This is a genomic window from Levilactobacillus parabrevis (assembly GCF_044051715.1).
GTDB lineage: Bacteria > Bacillota > Bacilli > Lactobacillales > Lactobacillaceae > Levilactobacillus > Levilactobacillus parabrevis.
In genome coordinates, this window is record NZ_CP168688.1 from 804,971 (window position 1) to 823,952 (window position 18,982).

Below are 18,982 nucleotides of genomic sequence, written 5' to 3' on the forward strand. Positions count from 1 at the left end.
AATTATGACAGAATCTTATGATATTACCATTGTTGGCGGTGGCCCAGTCGGTATGTTTGCCGCCTTTTACGCCGGGATGCACAACGCCAAGACCCAAGTCGTCGAGAGCCTCTCTTCACTGGGTGGGCAAGTCGATGCCCTCTATCCGGAGAAGACGATTCTTGACGTTGCGGGTTTTCCGGGCGTCACCGGCCGTGATCTGATTGCCGGGCAACGCGAGCAGCTCAAGCAATTCCCGTTGACTATCAAGACGGGCGAGTCGGTGACTAATGTGACGCCTAATGCAGATGGCTTCTTGATTACCACACCGAAGGGGACAAGCCAGACACGCGCGGTCATTGTTGCCGTGGGTAACGGTGCTTTCAAGCCGCGTAAGTTAAACGTGGCCGGTGCCGATGACTTTGCCGGCAAGCAGCTCTTTTACAGTGTCCGTGACTTGGAAAAGTTCCGTGGCCACCGTGTGATGGTCGCTGGGGGTGGCGATGCCGCCATCGACCAAGCTCTAATGCTGGTGCCGGTTGCCAAGTCCGTCACGCTTCTTCACCGTCGCGCCCAGTTCCGTGGACTGGCGCACATGGTGGACTTGTTGCATGAATCGACCGTTAATGTAAAAACGCCATATCTGATTCGGGACCTGCAAGCCACGGCCGAAGGTGCTTTAGATGTAACGTTGAAGCCCGTGGGTGCGGCTAGCGATATGGTTCACCAAGTCATTGATGATTTGGTCGTTAGCTACGGCTTTACCGCCGACCACTCGGCCTTGGCCGCCTGGGACGTAGATATGGCTGAGGATCGGCGTTTGATTGCCGTTGACCGGCAGATGACGACCAGTGTTCCCGGCATCTATGCGATTGGGGATGGGGCTACCTATCCTGGCAAGGAGCCATTGATTGCCATTGGTTACGGCGAAGCACCAATTGCCGTGCAAGCCATCATGAGTACGTACTTTCCTGACCGGCGTGGCCCAGTCCACAGTACGTCGATTACCCCTAAACCTTAAGTTTTCGGTTTGTTAAAAGCAAAGAAGCTATCCGCTCATCGTTAAGATTGAACGGATAGCTTCTTTATTTTGTGGCAAATTGTGACTTATTTGCCGCTTGTATCGTCCTGATTGGTAATCTTGATCCGGTTAGAATCAGTCTGCTTGTGGTTAAGTTCTGGCGCATCAGTCTTGTAGAGGCCTTGCGTGGACTTGTCGCCATTGCGGGAGAAGAGGCTGGTTGATTTTAAGCCCAGTTTCTTTTCCAGTTTTTCAGCTTTTTGTAAGCCGTCCGAGTAGTTATAATCGCTCGGATCGACTGCTGTAAAGCCCTTAGGATGGTAGAAACGTAAGAGGTTCTTGTTGTTCAGTGAGTCGGATAGGCTCAGTCCCTCGTTGACGTGTGCCTGCATCTTATCAATCTTAGCCTTCAGCTTCCCAGTCGGGTGAATGACCTGTTGGGTCTTGTTACTGTAAATGGTGTCGTCGACGGATGTATAACCCGGACTTTCCCAGTCACGGTTACGGAAGGCGACGACTTGATTGTGTTGTTTAGAGAACAGGTCAGTTCCAAACTGGAGGTATTTCTTGCTGTTCATCCCCATCAGATGGAGCAGGGTTGGCAACACATCGACTTCCCCACCGTAAGTGTGCTCAATCTTACCCTTCTTGTAGCCAGGCATGTTAAACATCAGCGGTACCCGTTGTAGCTGCGCGTTGTTGTAATCGTTCCAGTCGTCCGGATTGACGCCGAGCAACTTTGCCAGACTCTTGTTGGATGAGTTAGAAATACCGTAGTGGTCCCCGTAGATCATTACCAGTGAATTCTTTGCTAACCCAGACTTATTGAGGTAGTGGTAGAATTCTTGAATCGACTGATCGAGGTAGTTAGCCGTCTTGAAGTAATTATCGACGGTCTTGTCGCCAGTGTCTGGGGTCTTGAAGGTACTATCCTCACTATCCAAGGAGAATGGGAAGTGGTTCGAGACAGTCAAGTATTTCACGTAAAATGGCTGTTGGAGGTGCTGCAGGTATTTCACGGAGTCATTGAAGAGCAGCTTGTCCTTCAAACCATAGCCTAACGACTTATCACCAGAGGTGTCATAGTAACTGGCATCGAAGAAGTACTGATAGCCCAGGTTCTTGTAAGTGTTGTTTCGGTTCCAGAAGCTCCCAACGTTACCATGGAAGACGGCACTCGTGTAACCAGCTTGATTGAAGATGGCCGGTGCAGCCTGGAAGGTGTTGTCGTTGCCCAGCTGGGTGAATAGGGACCCTTGAGAGAGGCCATACGTCCCGGTTTCCAGCATCGTTTCGGCGTCGGAAGTCTTCCCTTGACCGACTTCATGGAAGAAGTTGTCGAAGCTGTAGGTGGACTTGCTCTTGTAGAGCTTGTTCAGAAATGGCGTGACTTCTTGCCCGTTAACCTTCTTATTAATCAAGAATTGTTGGAAACTTTCCAAGTGAATGATGATGACGTTTTTCTTTTTAGCGACCCCGTAGAGATCCTTGTCGGGTGCCGCGTAGTTGCCATGAACGTATTTTAGAATACCACTGAGCTCGGACTTCTTGGCGTGTGAACGAAGCTCGCTAGTGTGGCCAGATTTGATACCATCGTAAACGGTGAAGGCGTCTAATCCTAAGTACTTCACCACGTAGGTCCGATCGAAGGTCCGCGTCAGAAGCTGTGGCCGGTCCATTTCGCCCAGCGTCAGGTTGACGGAAAAGGCGAGGAGGCCGACCGACGTCACGGCGAAAGCCACCCGTTTGTTGACGGGGCGAGGATCAATATAGATTCGCCGCGTCAGCATCAAGACGATGACGATGACCAGGTCCAGCCAGTAGAGAATGTCGTGGGGGGAGGTCAGTGCCAGCGAACTGCCGGAGAGCCCTTGGTCGACCTTTGAATAACCCAACATGGTACTGACCGTCATGAAGTCGGTGAACTCCCGGAAGTAGATGACGTTGATGTAGAGCAGTAGGGAGTTAAGAATGTCGATCAGAAAAATAAACGGGTAGAAGAATCGTGCCCGCTTCAGGTACAGCGCCAGTCCGAAGAGTAGGATGGTCGTCGCAATTGGATTCAAGAGGACGATGAGAAACTGGAAGGGGTCGCTGAGCCCTAGTTTGAAGTCGACGAAATAGGCGACTAATGTCTTTAGCCAAAAGAGCACGACGAGCAGGGTCGTAAAGCCCATCCGTGTCCCCGTTCTGGCCCAGATCTTTTTGAAACGTTCCAAGTTATTTCGCTCCTTCATTTGTAAATAAGTAGTCTTATTCTACCATAGTTAACGGGCAATAACCGTCACCCGTAACGCAGGCATTTTCCCTATCCTAGCAAATTCCCCGGTCCGATAGGGATTCTTGAGGCAAGTTTAGGGAAATTTTAAGTCCCATGGGGAAATCATGCGCCGCTGATGAGGTTATTTGGTACACTAGAGATATAGAATTGATGGTGTAAGACTGTCATACTTTTAGTTAATAAATGAATACAGTAGAAGGTAATTTGAATGGTTGGTTAGTACTAGCTTAGCCGCAGGGATGGTGAAAATCGCCTCAGCTGTGGGAGTTCTCTTACCGGCGTATTTTAGCCGGTTAGAGAACTGGGTGGTTTTAAGACGTGATTTGTCGGCTTAAAACCAAGCCGGAAGACCGTTCTGTGGCTTCCGGCGTCCGCCCACAGCGTCACGGGCGATTTTCACCATCCCGGAGGTACATGTCTAGTGGAAACCAACAAAATGAAAGGTGTGAAGACGTTATGGACAAGCAGATCACGTTGTACGTGGTACGGCACGGTCAGACTTATTTCAACATCTACAATAAACTACAGGGCTGGAGCAATTCGCCGTTGACCGACGCCGGGATTGCCGATGCCAAGGCGGCCGGTGAGCGGCTGCAGGACGTGAAGTTTGCGGCAGCTTATTGCAGTGATACTACTCGGGCCCAACAGACCGCGGAGACTATTCTGGCGGCGAACCATTCACAACCGGCGGCCAAGCTGACAACGGCACCGTACTTCCGTGAGGAGTTCTACGGTTACTATGAAGGGACCGATATGGCCCAAGCGTGGTACGTGGCGGGCGCACCGCATGGTGTACCAACGTTTAAGGCGATTGAAGAGAAGTATTCCATTGGCAAGGCCAAGGATTTTTTGAAAGAGGCCGATCCGTTCCGGCAAGCTGAGAACAACGCGGAATACTGGGCGCGGGTTGATCAGGCGTTTGACATGATTCGGCGTAATCCCGAGTTAAAAGACGGTGACAAGGTCTTAATGATCAGTCATGGCAATACCTTGCTGAGTCTGATGGAGCGTTACGGTCAGGGGAAATACGACCTGAGTGTGCGACCAGCCAACGGGAGTTTAACGAAATTATTACTGACACCAGACGACATTCAGGTGTTGAGTTACAACCAAAAAGATTAGGACGAGGATGGTTTGATGGAAATTAGAATGGCTTGGGGTAAGCTAAACCCCGTCTATCAGGACGCGCTACAGATTCGTAAGGACGTCTTTATTGCGGAGCAGGGCATTGACCCTCAGTTGGAGCTAGACGGCACTGACGAGGACAAGATGCACTATGTGGGCTATGAGGATGATCAGCCGGTCACAACGGCGCGGATTGACATGTTGGCGGGAAACCGCGTGAAGATTCAGCGGGTTGCCACCGAGAAAGATGCGCGGCACCACGGCTATGCCGGAGAATTGATCAAGCAGATCATTCAGGATGCCAAGAAGTCTGATGTGACGCGAGTGGAGTTGGATGCCCAACAGACAGCCTTGGAATTCTACCAGGAACTGGGTTTCACGGTTATCGGCGATGTGTTTGAAGAAGCCGGGATTCCCCATCGAACCATGCGGTACACGATTGCATAATGTAACAGTAACGAAACGAAACGAGACAGGCAGGCGATGGATTCAGTGCTGCTTGTCTTTTTTTGATAGCTGAGGTGGGGGAGATATTTTCCACAAAAAAACACGTTACCACCGACCAATTGTCAGTGCGTAACGTGTTTGTCATTTATTAACGTTCATTTGAATTCATGAGGTTCAGTAGAACTAGTCAGCGTCAGTTGCGGTATCAACGCGGGCGTAACCAACAGCGTGCCACCATGGCGCGTGAACGGCTTCGCGGACCACACCACGGTTTTGGGCATCAATCATCTTGCCGCCACCGATGTACATCCCAACGTGGGAGATAGATCCCTTACTGTAACCGAAGAAGACCAAGTCACCCTTTTTGATGTTTTTGTAGCTGACGTGCTTGTACTTGTTGTATTGGGCTTGTGCAGTCCGAGGCAACGTCGTCTTGGCACCCTTCTTGTAGATGTAACCAGTGAACCCTGAGCAGTCAAATGCGGAAGGACCAGTAGCACCATAAACGTAACTAGCACCTAAATGTGACTTGGCAACTTTGTAAACGGACTTGAATGATGAGTTAGAAGCGGCGGATGCCGTGGTGGTCGTACTCATCGAGACAGCGAAGACACCAACAATAACTAATGCAAATGCGGCTAATATTTTAACAACTTTCTTCATTCCTACTGACAACTCCTCATGAATTATTACAGTTACTAGCGTACCAATGTAATGTGACAAATGTGTAACAAGCCCTTTGCAAACCCGTTAAATGTCTTAAACAAATCATTACTTTTAGCAATATAGTTGCAATTTAGGGGCAAAACTTGTTAAAATCTAACAGGATTGGTAAGTAAGTTAACACGGGGAGGAAGTCATACCAGGATGGCAGAATTTACAGATCAGATCCGGCAGACCTTTGATTTTCACCGGTTGGTCTTTCGAATCGGGGAGTTATCGTCAATGACCGGTGTTTCGGCTCGGCAGTTACGTTACTGGGAGAAGAAGGAATTGATTGCTTCTCGAGAGCGTGAAGACGGTCAGCAGGCCCGGGTCTATACATTTAAAACGTTTATCAAGGTGTCAATGATGAAATATTTCTTGGATGCCGGCTACACGTTGGCCGGAGCCGCTAAGCAGGCACAGGCGCGTGAGGAAAACGTGAAGCACATTCACCGCTTCGTTTCTACCGGGATGAAGGGCTTTGCCATGATTGACAATCAAATGGCCATTAACTTGGGGGCTTTCGATGATACCCAGACTTTGATGGCCCTGTTGCCTGACGATGGTCCCATTCATTACAAACTATTACCAAACGATGAGGCCCAGCGCTTGACCGATGCGAGTCGCGTTTAAGCGGTGAAAGTTTGCTCGTCAGTAGCGTCGTTGATCTTTAATCGTAAATGAAAAGCGCTCGGGGGAAAATCCCGGGCGCCTTTTTGCGAGGCGTGTACTTGATGGTTGCAACGTGAAGCAGGTGGGTGGCTTGATTACTTACATCCTTACCAGATGAAGGGGATGAGTTCCTTGGTTTCACGCTGGTAGTCTGTGAAGGCCGTTCCGTATTTCTGCGCGAGGTAGCGGTCGGCTGTGGGGATGTAAGAGAAGACAAACAGTGCCAGCAGCAGTAACGGTACCAGGAGCGCGTAAGGGTTACCGGTCACTAGTGCACAGCCCAGCACCCACAATACGTCACCCAAGTAGTTAATGTGAATGGCGTACTTGAAAAGACCGCCGCGATAGAGCTTTCCGGCGTTACGGGGATCGTTTTTGAAGGGTTTTCGAAGCAGCTCAGCGGTCGTGTTCAGGGCGCTACCACCGACAAAGAAGAGGAGTCCGAGTAGATAGGACCACAGGACGAAGCCGCCACCGTGAATTAAGAGCCAGGGGAACCCCAGATAGTAGAGGGCAAAGGCCAGACTATTTCCCAACGCTTCAGACCACCCAATGCCGCGCGGTAGCCAGACAAACATCATGGCGTTAAGCCGCAGGAAGATGATGGCGAGGCAGCCAACCATGGTCCAGGTGAGTAGTGGGGGTTGCGCGGCGTTTGCCAACCAGTAACCACTCACCACGAGGTAGCAAAACTGAGCGGCTAAGATCAGTAGTTTTGCCCCCGTCGTTGTTCGATTAATCCCATACATAAGCGACCCCTCCTTTTGGATAACCCTAGCGTACTGCACGAGAGCATCAGCGTAAAGTCGTTGGGTTATGCGTGGAAAATTAAATAGCCGAGAATTTAGCTTTCATCTGTTGACCGGATACCCTATAATGGGGGCCGATAAAAGAGTTGACTCGGTTCGGACCGGGTAACGTAGGGGAGAATGAACATGAAAAATTTTGCGGATGATCCTGCGATTCAAAAACATCGGTGGCTAATTCTGGTGGCCGTCTGTCTATTTACCTTCATGTCGACGTTGGATGGGAGCATCGTCAACATTGCGCTGCCAGTCATCAGTAAGGACATTGTCATTCCAATGAATCAAGCGGAGTGGGTGGTGTCAATCTACTTGATTACCATCTGCGCGTTGCTACTGCTCTTTGGCAAACTCGGCGACACCCGCGGGAAGATTCGCATCTTTAAAATTGGTTCCGTCCTGTTCACCGTTGGCTCGCTACTCTGTGGATTCAGTGTGGGCCTGGGGTTCCTGCTGGTGGCCCGGACAATTCAGGCCATCGGGGCAGCCATGACCATGGCGACCAATAGCGGCATCATTACCGAAGTCTTTCCGTTCAACGAGCGAGGACGAGCGCTGGGGATGATTGGCTCCTTTGTGGCACTCGGCAGTATTGCCGGTCCCGGGGTAGGGGGCCTGATTCTGGCCCACTTCAATTGGGGCTACATCTTCTGGATCAACGTGCCAATTGGGATTGTGGCGCTACTGATTGGCCAGCACATCCTACCCAAAGATATTACGGTCAGTCAACAGGCAATCGATAAGCCTGGGGCGGGGCTGTTCGCTCTGATGATGGTAACGTTGTTTGCTGGCGTCTTTATCGGCCAGGAGATTGGATTTACGAGGCCAGTGATTCTGGGATTATTTGCGGTCGCTATCGTTGCTACGGCCGTCTTCGTACGGCTTGAGCTGCGAATCGACGACCCAATTTTAGCGTTACATCTCTTTGAAAATAAGCGATTTACGATCAGTATTCTTTGTGCCTTCCTGATTTTTGTGGCAAACTTCTTCTTCAACGTTATCGCTCCATTCTACTTGGAAAATGCCCGGGGTATGGCGGCGAACTATGCCGGTTATGCGCTGATGACCTTTCCCATCGTGCAGGTGGTGGTCGCCCCGATTGCTGGGAGTATTTCGGATCGAATTGGGCCAGAAATTCTGACGTTTATCGGCCTGGTGTTGATCTCAATCAGTCAGGTGGGGTACATGCTGTCTACCTTGGCGACGCCACTGTGGGTGTTCATGTTCTTCATCGGTCTGGTTGGCTTTGGAAACGGGGTCTTCATGGCGCCCAACAATTCCATTGTTATGAGTTCCGTGCCGATGCGAGACCTTGGTGTCGCCGGTGGCGTTAACGCGCTGACACGGGAAATGGGGATGGTCGTTGGTATTTCCATCGCCACGACCGTTCTGTTCTCCGCCATGGGGCACTACGCGGGGCACAAGGTCACCGCGTATCTGCCAGCACATCCAGAGATCTTCATTAGTGGGATGCACGTGGCCTTTATGGTCTCGTTGGCGATTTGTTTGGTGGCTAGTGTGATTACGGGCTGGCGGTTATTTAATCGGCGAGCACGGGCTTAAATCGATGGGGCTGTTATAAACAAACTAAAATGTTGACTAACTATTCAAAAATTGGTCATAGATGAACGGTCTGCTTGAGTTAACCGCTTTGGGATGACAGCAGTGAAGTAGAATTAAGGACTAGCCAGGTAAGAGAGGCTGGCCCTTTTTGATTATTTCTTGTGAAGTGCCATTAATATTTTGTAAAAGAACTGTTGCATAGTTATACTTATGTGTGAGGGACATCTAACAATGGTAACTGTTATCTTTTGTTAGAGTTCGTATTTCATAATATTAAGTAGGATACATACCGTATCGCGTGGCAGGTTTGTGGGAGGAAAATGAAGCAATGGAAAATAGAAAAAGAGTTTGGTTAGTCTATTTAGCAGGCATCACACTGGGTACATTTGGCCTAGCATCTTTTGCATCACAACCAGTGAAGGCGGCAACGCAAACTTCTGTTGCTAAGGAAACGAGCGCGGCCTCAGAATTACCGGAACAAACTGACAATCAATTTGCTCCGGTGAATACGGACCAACCGATTAGCCAAGCGTTTAAAGATCAAAATTTGGCTAGTATTGTTGCTCAAAGCTTAGATAGTTTACAAGAGGGAACGGTGACTGTTGACAGTAATTTAAAAGAGGCTGTTGAGGGCGCTAAGGCAAGCGAGGATTCGGGTGTGATTGGTCAACCTGACGCAATTCTACTTATTGATACGCCTATTACGGACTGGACGGGTATCGATGCCGTTGCTGGACTATTTGGGCTAATTGAAATTACAAAGCAGTCGGATTTTGACCAAAAGGTCGGGCCATTGATAGGGCTCCTAGGTAATCCAAACTGGGATCTAGATGTAGAGCTTAATAAAGATGGAATTGGCAATGGTGGATTTAATGATCTGATGGCTCTGAGTAAGAATGGAACAGTGAGGTATGGAAGACTGGATGTCAGTGATAATGAAATCACCGATTTTTCTAAAATCAATGATTTGCTTCCAGCGCAACAAGCCAATACGGTTACTGGTTTACGTGAAAAAGGGGCTGCAAAAGCGTCTGCGCTCAAAGTCAAGAATGGCAGTGTCGTCATCCATGGTGGGGTTCCTGGTGCCCAATTTTTACCAGACAGTTATAACGTGAATCAAACCGCAAAAAATGGTGAATTTAGACTTGAAACGCCTGATTCAACAGAAGATAGTACGATCGATGATATGCCAACTGTGACGCGGCAGTATTCTGTTGGCAATCAGATGGTGAGCTTGGATAATATCTATGGATTTAATCAGGTTGACTTTAATGATCACAGCTGGGGATATATTCATCCTATGGGGTTTATACCGAAGATTACGCAGATGCCAATTGATTCTAACATTAATGAAGCAGATATTAATATGGATAAGTTCAATGATGTGGTGATTAATAATATTCCAGATGACGTTAATTCATTGTCCATTCGAACATTTTGGGTGGGCACCGATGCCGAGGCGGATAGGGCACCTCTAACTAATTTAGTGACAATTCCATTGGAACGGGACAGTAGCCAATCTAGTTCTTCAGGAACGACCGCCTCAACTTCAAGTCAGTCATCGTCGGCTGAGAGTTCATCACAAAATCAAAACAGCTCGAGCTCGCAGAATCCAAGCAGCGCACGTAAAGGCCAAGCTGTCTATGCACTTAAGAAGATTGGCTTATACAGTAAGCCAACGTTCACGCAGCATGCACGTCGTTTCATTTATCGGCGTCAGTCACGGATTAAACGGCCGCAGTTTGTCGTAACGGGCTATGCGCAGTCTGATCAAGGACGTTTGCGCTATAAGGTCCGGGATGTCAATCATGGCTCTGCGACGTTCGGTCGGCAAGGCTACATCACCGCCAAGTCAGCTTACGTGGTGAAGACGTATTATCAAAAAGCACCTAAGAAAGTTCAAGTGATTAGTCCACGTGGGGTGAATACCTACAAACAGGGGAGTTTGACGCGTCAGACTAAACATTATCGTAAGGGGCAGATTTTGCGCATCAAGAAGCTTGTGAAGCACAATCTGACAACGCGGCTAGTTTTGAGTAATGGCGACTATGTAACAGCTAATAAGACCATGGTTAAAGCCGTAAATAAATAATTCGTAACGCTGGTATCCGCTAATAGGACGAAAAAAAGTCTCCGCAAACGCGAAGACTTTTTATTTGCTGTTTGCGTTTGGTTAGTTACTCATGACGCCGTAACCCTACGCCGAGTCCCAAGAGACTGATGGCGAGTGCAACGCCGACAGCGATGGCACTGACGCCACGCTTTTCGTTGGTTTGTGGTAAGGTCGTGGTTGCCTTGTTCTGACGATTAGGCGCCGTTTTAGTGAGTGTGACCGTATTATGTTTAGCTTTCGCGCTGGCAACGGCGACTGGCTTAGTTGCAGCATGACGCGTCGTGTTCACCGTAGCTGCGGCACCGCCAGTTGTTGTGGGTTGTTTAGTTGCAGGAGGTGTCTGCTGAATTTTGGCATTTTTAGTAGCCTTAGCGGGCGCAGTACTGTCAATTGTTGCCCCATCACCGCCAGTAACTGGTGTTTCGTCCGTGTTAGTACCGTTGTCAGTTGGTGGCGTTACGGTGTTACTGTTGTCGTCGTTACCACCAGTTGCAGGTGGCGTTACGGTGCCACCGTTACCGCCAGTCGTTGGTGGCGTGACGACTGGGTCTGTACCATTAACGATAGAAAAGGTGAGTGAAAAGGCGTATTGACTCGTTTTGGAATTCAAGGCCCAAACGGTGTAGGTGCCATCTGGAACGTCCTTACTTGCGGTAAGGTTGAAACCAATCGGGTTAGTATCATCCTTAGTTACCGTAAAGAGACTGCCAGCACCGTTACTCCAACCGTAAACGGTCATGGGATCAGTCATATCGATAGTTGTCCCATTCTCGCCGAGGACCCCGGAAACGTAGTGGGTAATTGGATCGAACGTCCGGTTCTTAGGGGTAATCGTGTAACTGCCCCCCTTAAGGGTTTGGTTCATCGTGACCTGGTTGCTCGTGGGATCTTGCAGTCCCGAGGTCAGGTGGTTATTCTGGGCATCCAAAATGATGCTGTTAGCGGCAGCGTCCAGCACAGGAAAGTCACCGGTGAGATCATTATTACTGATGTACAGTGCCCGCAGGTTCTTAAAGTTGGCGAGCGTCAATGGGCCAGATAGCTGGTTGGATGCCAGATTCAGGCTGGTGTTAGGTTGTAAATCCCCAATGTCATCTAGGCTACCGGTTAAGTGGTTCGAGCCTAGATTGAGATTAGTCAGATTTTGGAAACTAGACATATCTGGCAGATTGCCGGTTAAGTTGAGGTTTGTAAGCATCAGGTATTGTAGCTTGTCGTTTTCACCTAGAACCGAATTGATAAAAGTTGTGGCGTCCATACTTGGCGCAGCCGAATCTTTGCTGGAAACCATGAACTGTGAGAGGTTAGGAGCAAAAGAGAAGCTGATCCAATCGGCTGGTGCAATATCGCCGGTGTAATCGAACGCCGTGATGTTCTTGAAGTATTGGAGACCTTCAAGTGTGGTTGGGTTTGGTCCCGTGTAGCCGGAGACACCGGCTAGCAATAATTTATCAACGTATTGGTAGAGGTTGGCATCCGTAATGGTGACGCCGTTCAGATTCTTTTGGGTGTTGTACTCGACCCAAGACCGTAAGGCGGCGTCCGGTAACCAGATAGTCGCATCGACACCCTGAATATCCTTGTCGTCGTACGTAGGGGCTTCTTTAAGGAGAGCCGCGCGACTCATCCTGCTTGTGCCCGGTGCTTTGAGGGTGTTTGTGCCTGGAACGATATTATCATTACTGTCATTGTTTTTATTCACGACATCATTATCATTGGTGCCCAATCCGGTGTTATCATTCTTGTTTACAACTGTATCATCGGTCTTCTCAGATTCTTTGTTATTATTAACGTCCTTGTTAGCCGGATCATCGGTATTGAGTTCACTATTTTTAATGTCGTTGGTGTCCTTACCGTTGTTGTCTTTATTGATGATGGAACCGTCATTACTACCGTTACCCTCATTGGTATTGATATCGGAATTGCCGGCATTCCCGGAATCATCACCTGTTCCGGGTTCACTTCCTGCTTTGCTATCTGTATTAACGGATGTAGTTTTCGGCAGTGTCTGCGTATTACCTGCGGTTGTGGTGGATGTTGCGGTTGCGGTAGTCGTTGGTGCTGCTGGATTATCGGCGTCGGTATCGGCCGAAGCATTGACGCTCATACCAGTCAGTCCTAGGCCCAGAGTTGCGGCCGTCATACAGGCGAAGACCCAGTGTTTGCCTGCCTTGTAGCTTTTATAGTGTTCTTTTGTATCTGTCATAATTTGTTTCCGCATGATCGTTACCCCCTAGTTGGTAAGTGGTTCATTTTAAATAGCCAGCCAATATTTATGCCACACATTAGTAAATGTGGACAACTTCTTATGGCCAGTGTACACCTTATCGGGATGAATGTAACGCTAAACTGTTATAAAGGATGATGGTTTCGCGACTTTAAGTAATGGCATGTAAATAAAAATGGGGGATTTCAAATCTGAATTATTTACTGGAAGGAAGCGGGGATTAGCGATTCTACCCGATGAGTCTATCAGTTTAGCATCATGGAAAGTCACTCAAAAGTTAACGACTATTTGCTACCAGAACTAATTTATTGTGAGAGGGCCACTGAGATTGAAATGGGAAGTTTCCGCCTTTCTTGCGCGACAAAAAAGCCTTCGCAATTGCGAAGGCTTTTCGTTCATAACTATTTCTATTTTTCAGTCTTATCTGAATCGGAAGCCTTAGGCGTAGCTTTGGCTTTCGTCTTGGAACGTGACTTGCGAGGACGCCGCTTCTTCCGTCTGAATTGCATTGGCTTTTGCGCCGGAATGACAACTGAGAGTTTACCGAAGGAGGCTGCCATTAGTGGCAAGACTAAGTTGAAGATGATTACCGTAAAGATGGTGATCAGCGTGACAGCCGTCAATGTTTGTGACTCGGCGGCTAGGAGACCGAGGACTCCGGCGATGATGATGAACAGTGAATGCCGCATCGTTTGACCGACTTCATGAATCCCTGGTAATAACCAGTCTAACAGGGGACCATCGTTAAATCGGTAACTCAGCGCGAGTTGCGTGAGCTCGACAACGGCGAGAACGGTCAGTGGGATGAAGGCCAGCAGTGGCACTTGCCAGTTGAACTCGCTGTTACCCGTTAACCAGCCCATCAGGACTTGGGTCAATTGGTAGCCGGCAAATGCGGAAGCCAGGAAGGTTAAGAACCAGTAGCTGGCTTGCAGAATTGACCGGCTGAACAGAATCAATAGAAGTAACGTAATGCCAAAGACTAACAGTAAGACGCGTGGTAAGTCGTGTTGGTATTGCGTTTGAATCGTACTTGTGACGACTGGTTGACCGCTAAACGTTAACGTGGCGTTCTTGAGAACAGTTCCGCGGAGTTGACTCTGGGTAACTTGTTTCAATTGTTGCAACGTCTTGGTGGTATTCTTGGCGTTTGGCGCATCCTTTAACGTAATCGTCAGGTAAGTCGATTGTACCTTGGCGTCCGTGTAGTTTGCGAGTGATTGTTGGAAATCACCACTGGCAATCTGCGTAGGGGACAGGTAGAGGGATTTAGCCGCTTCAGAAGTTTGCAATCCGCTGAGGTAAAGGTAAATCTGATTCATCGACTTTTGCATGCTGGCGACTTGCTTCTTGGACGTCTTCAAACTGTCGCTCACTGCCTTGATCGATTCAGCGTAGTTACTCAGGTTTGAGTGAGCAGCGCTGGCATCGGTGTTGGCAGTGTTGACGGAATTGGAGAGGGTGGTTAAGTCATTAACCGCGGTGTTCAGCGTGCTGTTGACGGCGTTGAGTTGGTTAATGTAACGGGTGATTCGCTTCGACGTACTGGTGGTTCCAGCGGCCGTTGAGCGACTTAAAGCAGTCTGGAGCGACGTCTGTAAGGTACTGCTGTCACTCATCAGGGTGTTGGTTTGACTGGTCAGTTTGTCCAACCGTTTAACCTCAGCCTTCAGTGACTTTTGTTTCAAATTGGTACTGTCGGATTGCAGGTCGTTTCTGACCGTGCCAAGTTGACCGACAACGCCGGTGATATTTTCGTTAATCGTACTTAATTGATTAGAAATGTAGTACTGCGTGATCGGTTGACCACCGGGTTGGGTAACTGACGTGACTGCAGCGACACCAGGTTGGGCGCGGAGTTTCTTAGTCAGGTTATCCAATTGATAGAGTTGGTTTTGGTTGTCGAGACGTTGGTTAGTTGAGAGGTACAACGTGACTGGCGTTGCCTTCCCTTGACCGAAGTGCGCGCTTAATACCCGAGCACCCTGCACGGCTTGATTATTTGGAATATCTTGAGCACTGTTGTAGTTGAGGTGTGTCCGGTTCGCAAACGTTACGGGGACGATCAAATACAGAACGACCGCAACGGCGATCCATGGTTGCCAAAGGCCAAACTTGGTTAAGTGGAACCAGAGCTTGTGGTCCTTAAGGCGTGGCCGCGTCTTCTTTGGCCAGAAGAGGCTGTTCCCAAGCATCCCTGTGAAGACAGGGACGAGGGTGACACTGGCAATCCCAGTGATGGCAAAACCAATTCCCAACAGACCGTAGGCACGAATCGTGGAGAAGTCAAAGAGCATCAGACTACCAAAAGCAATCGTTAAGCTCAACGTACTGATCAGAATGCGGTAGCCCAGGTCGTTGACGACTTTGGTCGTTGCGGCTTGGTTGTCGGCACCATCATCAGTCAGGTTCCGCAATTCACGGAAGAACCAGAAGCTGGTCAGTAGCGTGAATAAGCTGATGCCTAGCAGGAGGAAGATCGGTGTGTACTCGGAGTACGCGAAGTTCCAGTGGTAGGCCAGGTTGGTTGCGAGGGATAGCGTCGTAATATAACTAATTAAAATAGCTAAAAATGTAATGATTGGGGCAATGATCGACGCGAAGAGAATCCCCATAGCAATCAAAGCAATTAATAAGGTCATCAGAATGACGACTAGTGTGAACGACGAAATGTGTTCGTTGGCGGCATCGCTGATAATCTCAGGACTCGTGACGTAGGTGTTTAGCCCCACGGTCGAGATCTGTGATTTGAGTTGTGAGGCCATCTGACGGACGGTCCCTTGGTTGTGGCTAACCTCTAACTGAACGATTTCCGTGGATTTATCCTTGGAAAACAGTTGGGGCTTGCTAGTCGGCGTATTTGTCATTGTGGTGATCTTTTGAACCCCATAATAACTCGAACGCTTCTGCAATTCGGAAACGGTCTTGTTGACCGAGGCGAGTTGCTTGTTGGTAAGGGCGCCGTCGGGGTTGTTAAAGACCGCGTTGACGGTGTAGGTCCCATTCAGGTTCCGCCCCCAAGTGTTCTTGAGTTGGGTCGCCTTGACGGGTTGACTCGTATTCGCCAATTGTGGTTGACCGTCATATTGAATGATGGTCTTGACATTTGGCAAGGTGACGATGGCCGCGAAGACCACGACTAACCAGAATACGAGTGCAAAAATCCGGTTGTGGTGAAGCTTTCTTATCCGTTCTTGCATATGTAGTCTGAGTCCTCTCTATCTAATCAATTTCCCGCCGTGCAAGCAGGGTGCAGTTCATGTTTAATTCTACCATATTGGGGCGGAATCGGGCCGTTTTCGGCGTTATTTAACAAAGTTTAAGAAAGCCTTACGGTTGACTCCCACAACTATTGCGGTAAAGTAGAAGACCTCATAACTAACTAAAAGAAAGAACGTGAATCCATGACAAAGCACCATCAAGCCTACCAGAGTCCCTACGCAGCCATGTTGACGCCCGACCGATTCGACTTAGCCCTCAAGCTGGCGGCACAGTATCACCTCGATGCCAGCCAAATTATGTTTGCTTACTTAGAGATTACGGCAAACGTCGCTGAACCGGCGAAGGCCGTCACTGACCGTCAAAAAGAAATTGATCAGCGGTTTCAAGCTTTCTTAGAGGATGCAGCTAAGCCACTTTAATTGCTGTCGCAGTCGTTTTCACGTAAACTTAATTAACTAGATTAATCTTGTTTTGAACGATTAGTTGACTCAGATTGCGCCTCCGAGCCGGTAAAAATCGGACTGGGACGCTGAAGGCGGACGCCTAAAGCCGTAGAGCGGTCTTTAGGCTTGTGGTTAAGCCGCTGAGAATCGCGTCTTGACCGCACCAGTTTCCTAACCGGCGTAAACTCCCACAGCTGAGTCCATTTTCACCACCTGGTAAGGCGCAGTTAACATCAATCATGGCCATTTCAAACTAACATCATGCAATTGATTAAGGAAAAGGAGGGGATTTACCATGTGTACCAGTATCTTACAAATTGCCAAGGACGGCAGTCACATCTTAGCGCGGACCATGGACTGGCACGCCCTCTACGTTCAGCCGTTGTTCGTGCCCCGTGGCTTTCAGTGGCAGAGTGTCTTTGACAATCACTGGCACACGAACCGCTACGCCTTGATTGGTGGCGGGGGTGCTCACCATAACGAAATCGACGTGTCCGATGGCGTCAATGAGATGGGCTTGAGCGTGCAAAAGCTGACGTTTGCCAATGGTTCTCAGCTGGTCGAAAAGCCTACACCAGGGCAGGTTCATCTAGCACCGTATGAGTTTTCCTTTTATCTGCTGGCGAACTTTGCTTCCGTGGCCGATATCGAAGCGCATCTGGATGAAATTCAGCTGATGAGTGGCGCATACGCCGTGAATAACATCGGCGACTCTGAATTACACTTTGCCGTGGTTGATCGCACCGGTCGGACCGTGGTGATTGAACCCACGCACTTTCCTATGCGCATCCGCGAGAATCCATTAGGCGTGGTCACTAACAGTAAGGACTTCGAATTACAGCTCGAACGTCTCGGTCAGTACGTTAACTATACCGATGATTTTGAAGCCGGGACGGTACCGCTGAACGAACCCCACGTCACGACCGGCCGTTTCTCCGGTAAACCAGTGCCCAGTGGGTCATTTACCCCCGGTGGTCGCTTCGTCCGCGCAGCCTATTACAAGGAACGCACCGATCTCCCAGTCGATGAGAACGAGGGGATTATCAGCGCGTGGCATCTGCTGGACAGCGTGGCGGTACCTAAGAGTCACCGCTACCGTCCAACCTATTCCGTCTATCGTGCAGCGACCTGTAGCGAATCGCTGACGTATTACTTCCAGCCGTACAATCGCTTGGATGTGGTCCAATTGAAATTAACGCCAGAAATGTTGACGTGGACGGAACCAAAGTTTTATAAAGTTAGCAATCAGCTTAGTGTGACGCCGTTAAATTAATGGAAAGGTGCTGTGATTAGTCGTCACAGCACCTTTTTGATTTTCTACATTTTACGTTATTAAAAACGGCAACTAATAGCCTTAATGCTCGCCCGCCAGTCGTCTTTTGGCGCACGCTTACATCAGCATCCACAGTAAGTTCGTCGCGACCATGCCAATCAGCACGCTTCTGTGGAGTCGCGGATGCACCATGATTAGCGCTAGAAACTCACGGGCCCAGCCAATTGGTAGGTAACCCAGTCGCGTGGGTGCCGGGTAGCCCCCCACGTGTAGGCGGAGGTGTTGGGCAAGTAGGCGGGTGCGAAAGAGGTGGTAGCCGTTAGTGATTAGCACCACCCGGCCTCCCTGGTTGGGCAGTTGCCACCAGAGTTTTTGACTGTTCAGCAGATTGGTTCGCGTATTTGTGGCCGCCGTCTCTTGGATAATTAGGTTGGCCGGATAGCCGTGGCATTCAAGATAGTCGGCCATCGCAGCGGCTTCACTGGTCGTTTCATCCGCGCCCTGGCCCCCACTGACAATGAGGGTTACCGGGTGATTCTGCCGACTGGCAAAGGTGAGGGCGGTATCGAGTCGTGCTCCTAGGACGCGGCCAATCTGGTTGCCGTTGCGCAGCCCAGCTCCCAGAATCACGAGAGTGTCGGCGTGTCGGGCACGAAAACAGATGGCCCGCAGGTAACCGATTACGCTGGCCCCAAAGAGTACGCCCAAGTAGAGGCTAAAGGCGGGGATGAAGCTCAGCCACGGCCAAATGGTATTGTCGAAGGCACCGTGACTCACGGCATACAGCCACGCGCCGCCAAGGATTAGCCAGAGCCAGATGCCGGCGATGAGGCCAAACGTCAGGCGTTCCCGTTTGCGTACAATCAGGCTGGGCGTGCCAATGATTAGAAACAGCGTGAAGAGGCCCCAAGCACCGATAGCCAGAGTGATTAGTTTACCCAAATCGGCCAGTGGCACGGCCCAAGGATGTTGTGATAACGTGGCCAGTAGCGTCATTAAACCGCCACCCAACACGGTGATCACCGCACTGTTCAGACCGTGGGGATCCCAAATAGTCAGTAAAATGATTAGAAAAATTATAGCAGCACTGGCACTCAGTAACATGGAA

14 protein-coding genes are annotated in these 18,982 nt (G+C 49.5%); 8 read left to right on the top strand and 6 right to left on the bottom strand.

What is annotated here, in order from left to right; all coding sequences use genetic code 11:
* The first annotated feature begins 4 nt into the window (after window positions 1-4).
* Complete coding sequence (locus ACEPSU_RS03925; protein ID WP_395322890.1) at window positions 5-1,000, top strand: NAD(P)/FAD-dependent oxidoreductase; 996 nt, start codon at window positions 5-7, stop codon at window positions 998-1,000.
* A gap of 86 nt (window positions 1,001-1,086) precedes the next feature.
* Here ACEPSU_RS03925 and ACEPSU_RS03930 read toward each other — a convergent pair whose 3' ends face one another.
* Window positions 1,087-3,177 (bottom strand): LTA synthase family protein, encoded by a 2,091-nt coding sequence (locus ACEPSU_RS03930; RefSeq protein ID WP_395323133.1) that lies wholly within the window; start codon window positions 3,175-3,177, stop codon window positions 1,087-1,089.
* A gap of 560 nt (window positions 3,178-3,737) precedes the next feature.
* Here ACEPSU_RS03930 and ACEPSU_RS03935 point away from each other — a divergent pair.
* Together ACEPSU_RS03935 and ACEPSU_RS03940 are read left to right on the top strand one after the other, a co-directional pair.
* The gene (locus ACEPSU_RS03935) at window positions 3,738-4,403 is read left to right on the top strand and encodes a histidine phosphatase family protein (protein ID WP_020089821.1); all 666 of its coding nucleotides are present in this window, start codon (window positions 3,738-3,740) and stop codon (window positions 4,401-4,403) included.
* Between the two features lie 15 nt (window positions 4,404-4,418).
* Window positions 4,419-4,853, top strand: a complete 435-nt coding sequence (locus ACEPSU_RS03940) for a GNAT family N-acetyltransferase (RefSeq protein ID WP_020089822.1) — start codon at window positions 4,419-4,421, stop codon at window positions 4,851-4,853.
* A 183-nt stretch (window positions 4,854-5,036) separates the two neighbouring features.
* Here the strand turns inward: ACEPSU_RS03940 and ACEPSU_RS03945 are convergent, their stop codons facing one another.
* A complete protein-coding gene (locus ACEPSU_RS03945; RefSeq protein WP_260339014.1) occupies window positions 5,037-5,516 on the bottom strand; it encodes a C40 family peptidase in 480 nt (159 codons plus the stop codon).
* 204 nt (window positions 5,517-5,720) lie between these two features.
* Here ACEPSU_RS03945 and ACEPSU_RS03950 point away from each other — a divergent pair, with 204 nt between their 5' ends.
* Window positions 5,721-6,191 carry a MerR family transcriptional regulator gene (locus ACEPSU_RS03950; RefSeq protein WP_020089824.1) on the top strand — a complete coding sequence of 157 codons (471 nt, stop codon included), beginning with the start codon at window positions 5,721-5,723 and terminating at the stop codon, window positions 6,189-6,191.
* Between the two features lie 146 nt (window positions 6,192-6,337).
* Here ACEPSU_RS03950 and ACEPSU_RS03955 read toward each other — a convergent pair whose 3' ends face one another.
* Window positions 6,338-6,979 carry a methyltransferase family protein gene (locus ACEPSU_RS03955; RefSeq protein WP_395322891.1) on the bottom strand — a complete coding sequence of 214 codons (642 nt, stop codon included), beginning with the start codon at window positions 6,977-6,979 and terminating at the stop codon, window positions 6,338-6,340.
* Window positions 6,980-7,159: 180 nt separating this feature from the next.
* Between ACEPSU_RS03955 and ACEPSU_RS03960 the strand changes: the two genes are divergently transcribed.
* Both ACEPSU_RS03960 and ACEPSU_RS03965 read left to right on the top strand, forming a co-directional pair.
* Entirely contained in the window at window positions 7,160-8,596 is a 1,437-nt protein-coding gene (locus ACEPSU_RS03960; protein WP_395361604.1) for an MFS transporter, read from the top strand.
* Window positions 8,597-8,924: 328 nt separating this feature from the next.
* Complete coding sequence (locus ACEPSU_RS03965; RefSeq protein WP_395322893.1) at window positions 8,925-10,688, top strand: DUF5776 domain-containing protein; 1,764 nt, start codon at window positions 8,925-8,927, stop codon at window positions 10,686-10,688.
* An 85-nt stretch (window positions 10,689-10,773) separates the two neighbouring features.
* Here ACEPSU_RS03965 and ACEPSU_RS03970 read toward each other — a convergent pair whose 3' ends face one another.
* Window positions 10,774-12,930, bottom strand: a complete 2,157-nt coding sequence (locus ACEPSU_RS03970; RefSeq protein ID WP_395322894.1) for a KxYKxGKxW signal peptide domain-containing protein — start codon at window positions 12,928-12,930, stop codon at window positions 10,774-10,776.
* Window positions 12,931-13,343: 413 nt separating this feature from the next.
* Complete coding sequence (locus ACEPSU_RS03975; RefSeq protein WP_395322895.1) at window positions 13,344-16,136, bottom strand: MMPL family transporter; 2,793 nt, start codon at window positions 16,134-16,136, stop codon at window positions 13,344-13,346.
* 204 nt (window positions 16,137-16,340) lie between these two features.
* Between ACEPSU_RS03975 and ACEPSU_RS03980 the strand changes: the two genes are divergently transcribed.
* Complete coding sequence (locus ACEPSU_RS03980) at window positions 16,341-16,577, top strand: hypothetical protein (RefSeq protein ID WP_260339023.1); 237 nt, start codon at window positions 16,341-16,343, stop codon at window positions 16,575-16,577.
* Between the two features lie 319 nt (window positions 16,578-16,896).
* The gene (locus ACEPSU_RS03985) at window positions 16,897-17,874 is read left to right on the top strand and encodes a linear amide C-N hydrolase (RefSeq protein ID WP_395322896.1); all 978 of its coding nucleotides are present in this window, start codon (window positions 16,897-16,899) and stop codon (window positions 17,872-17,874) included.
* Between the two features lie 117 nt (window positions 17,875-17,991).
* On the opposite strand, the gene ACEPSU_RS03990 is transcribed toward ACEPSU_RS03985, so the two are convergent.
* Complete coding sequence (locus ACEPSU_RS03990) at window positions 17,992-18,978, bottom strand: YdcF family protein (RefSeq protein ID WP_395322897.1); 987 nt, start codon at window positions 18,976-18,978, stop codon at window positions 17,992-17,994.
* Window positions 18,979-18,982: the final 4 nt, after the last annotated feature.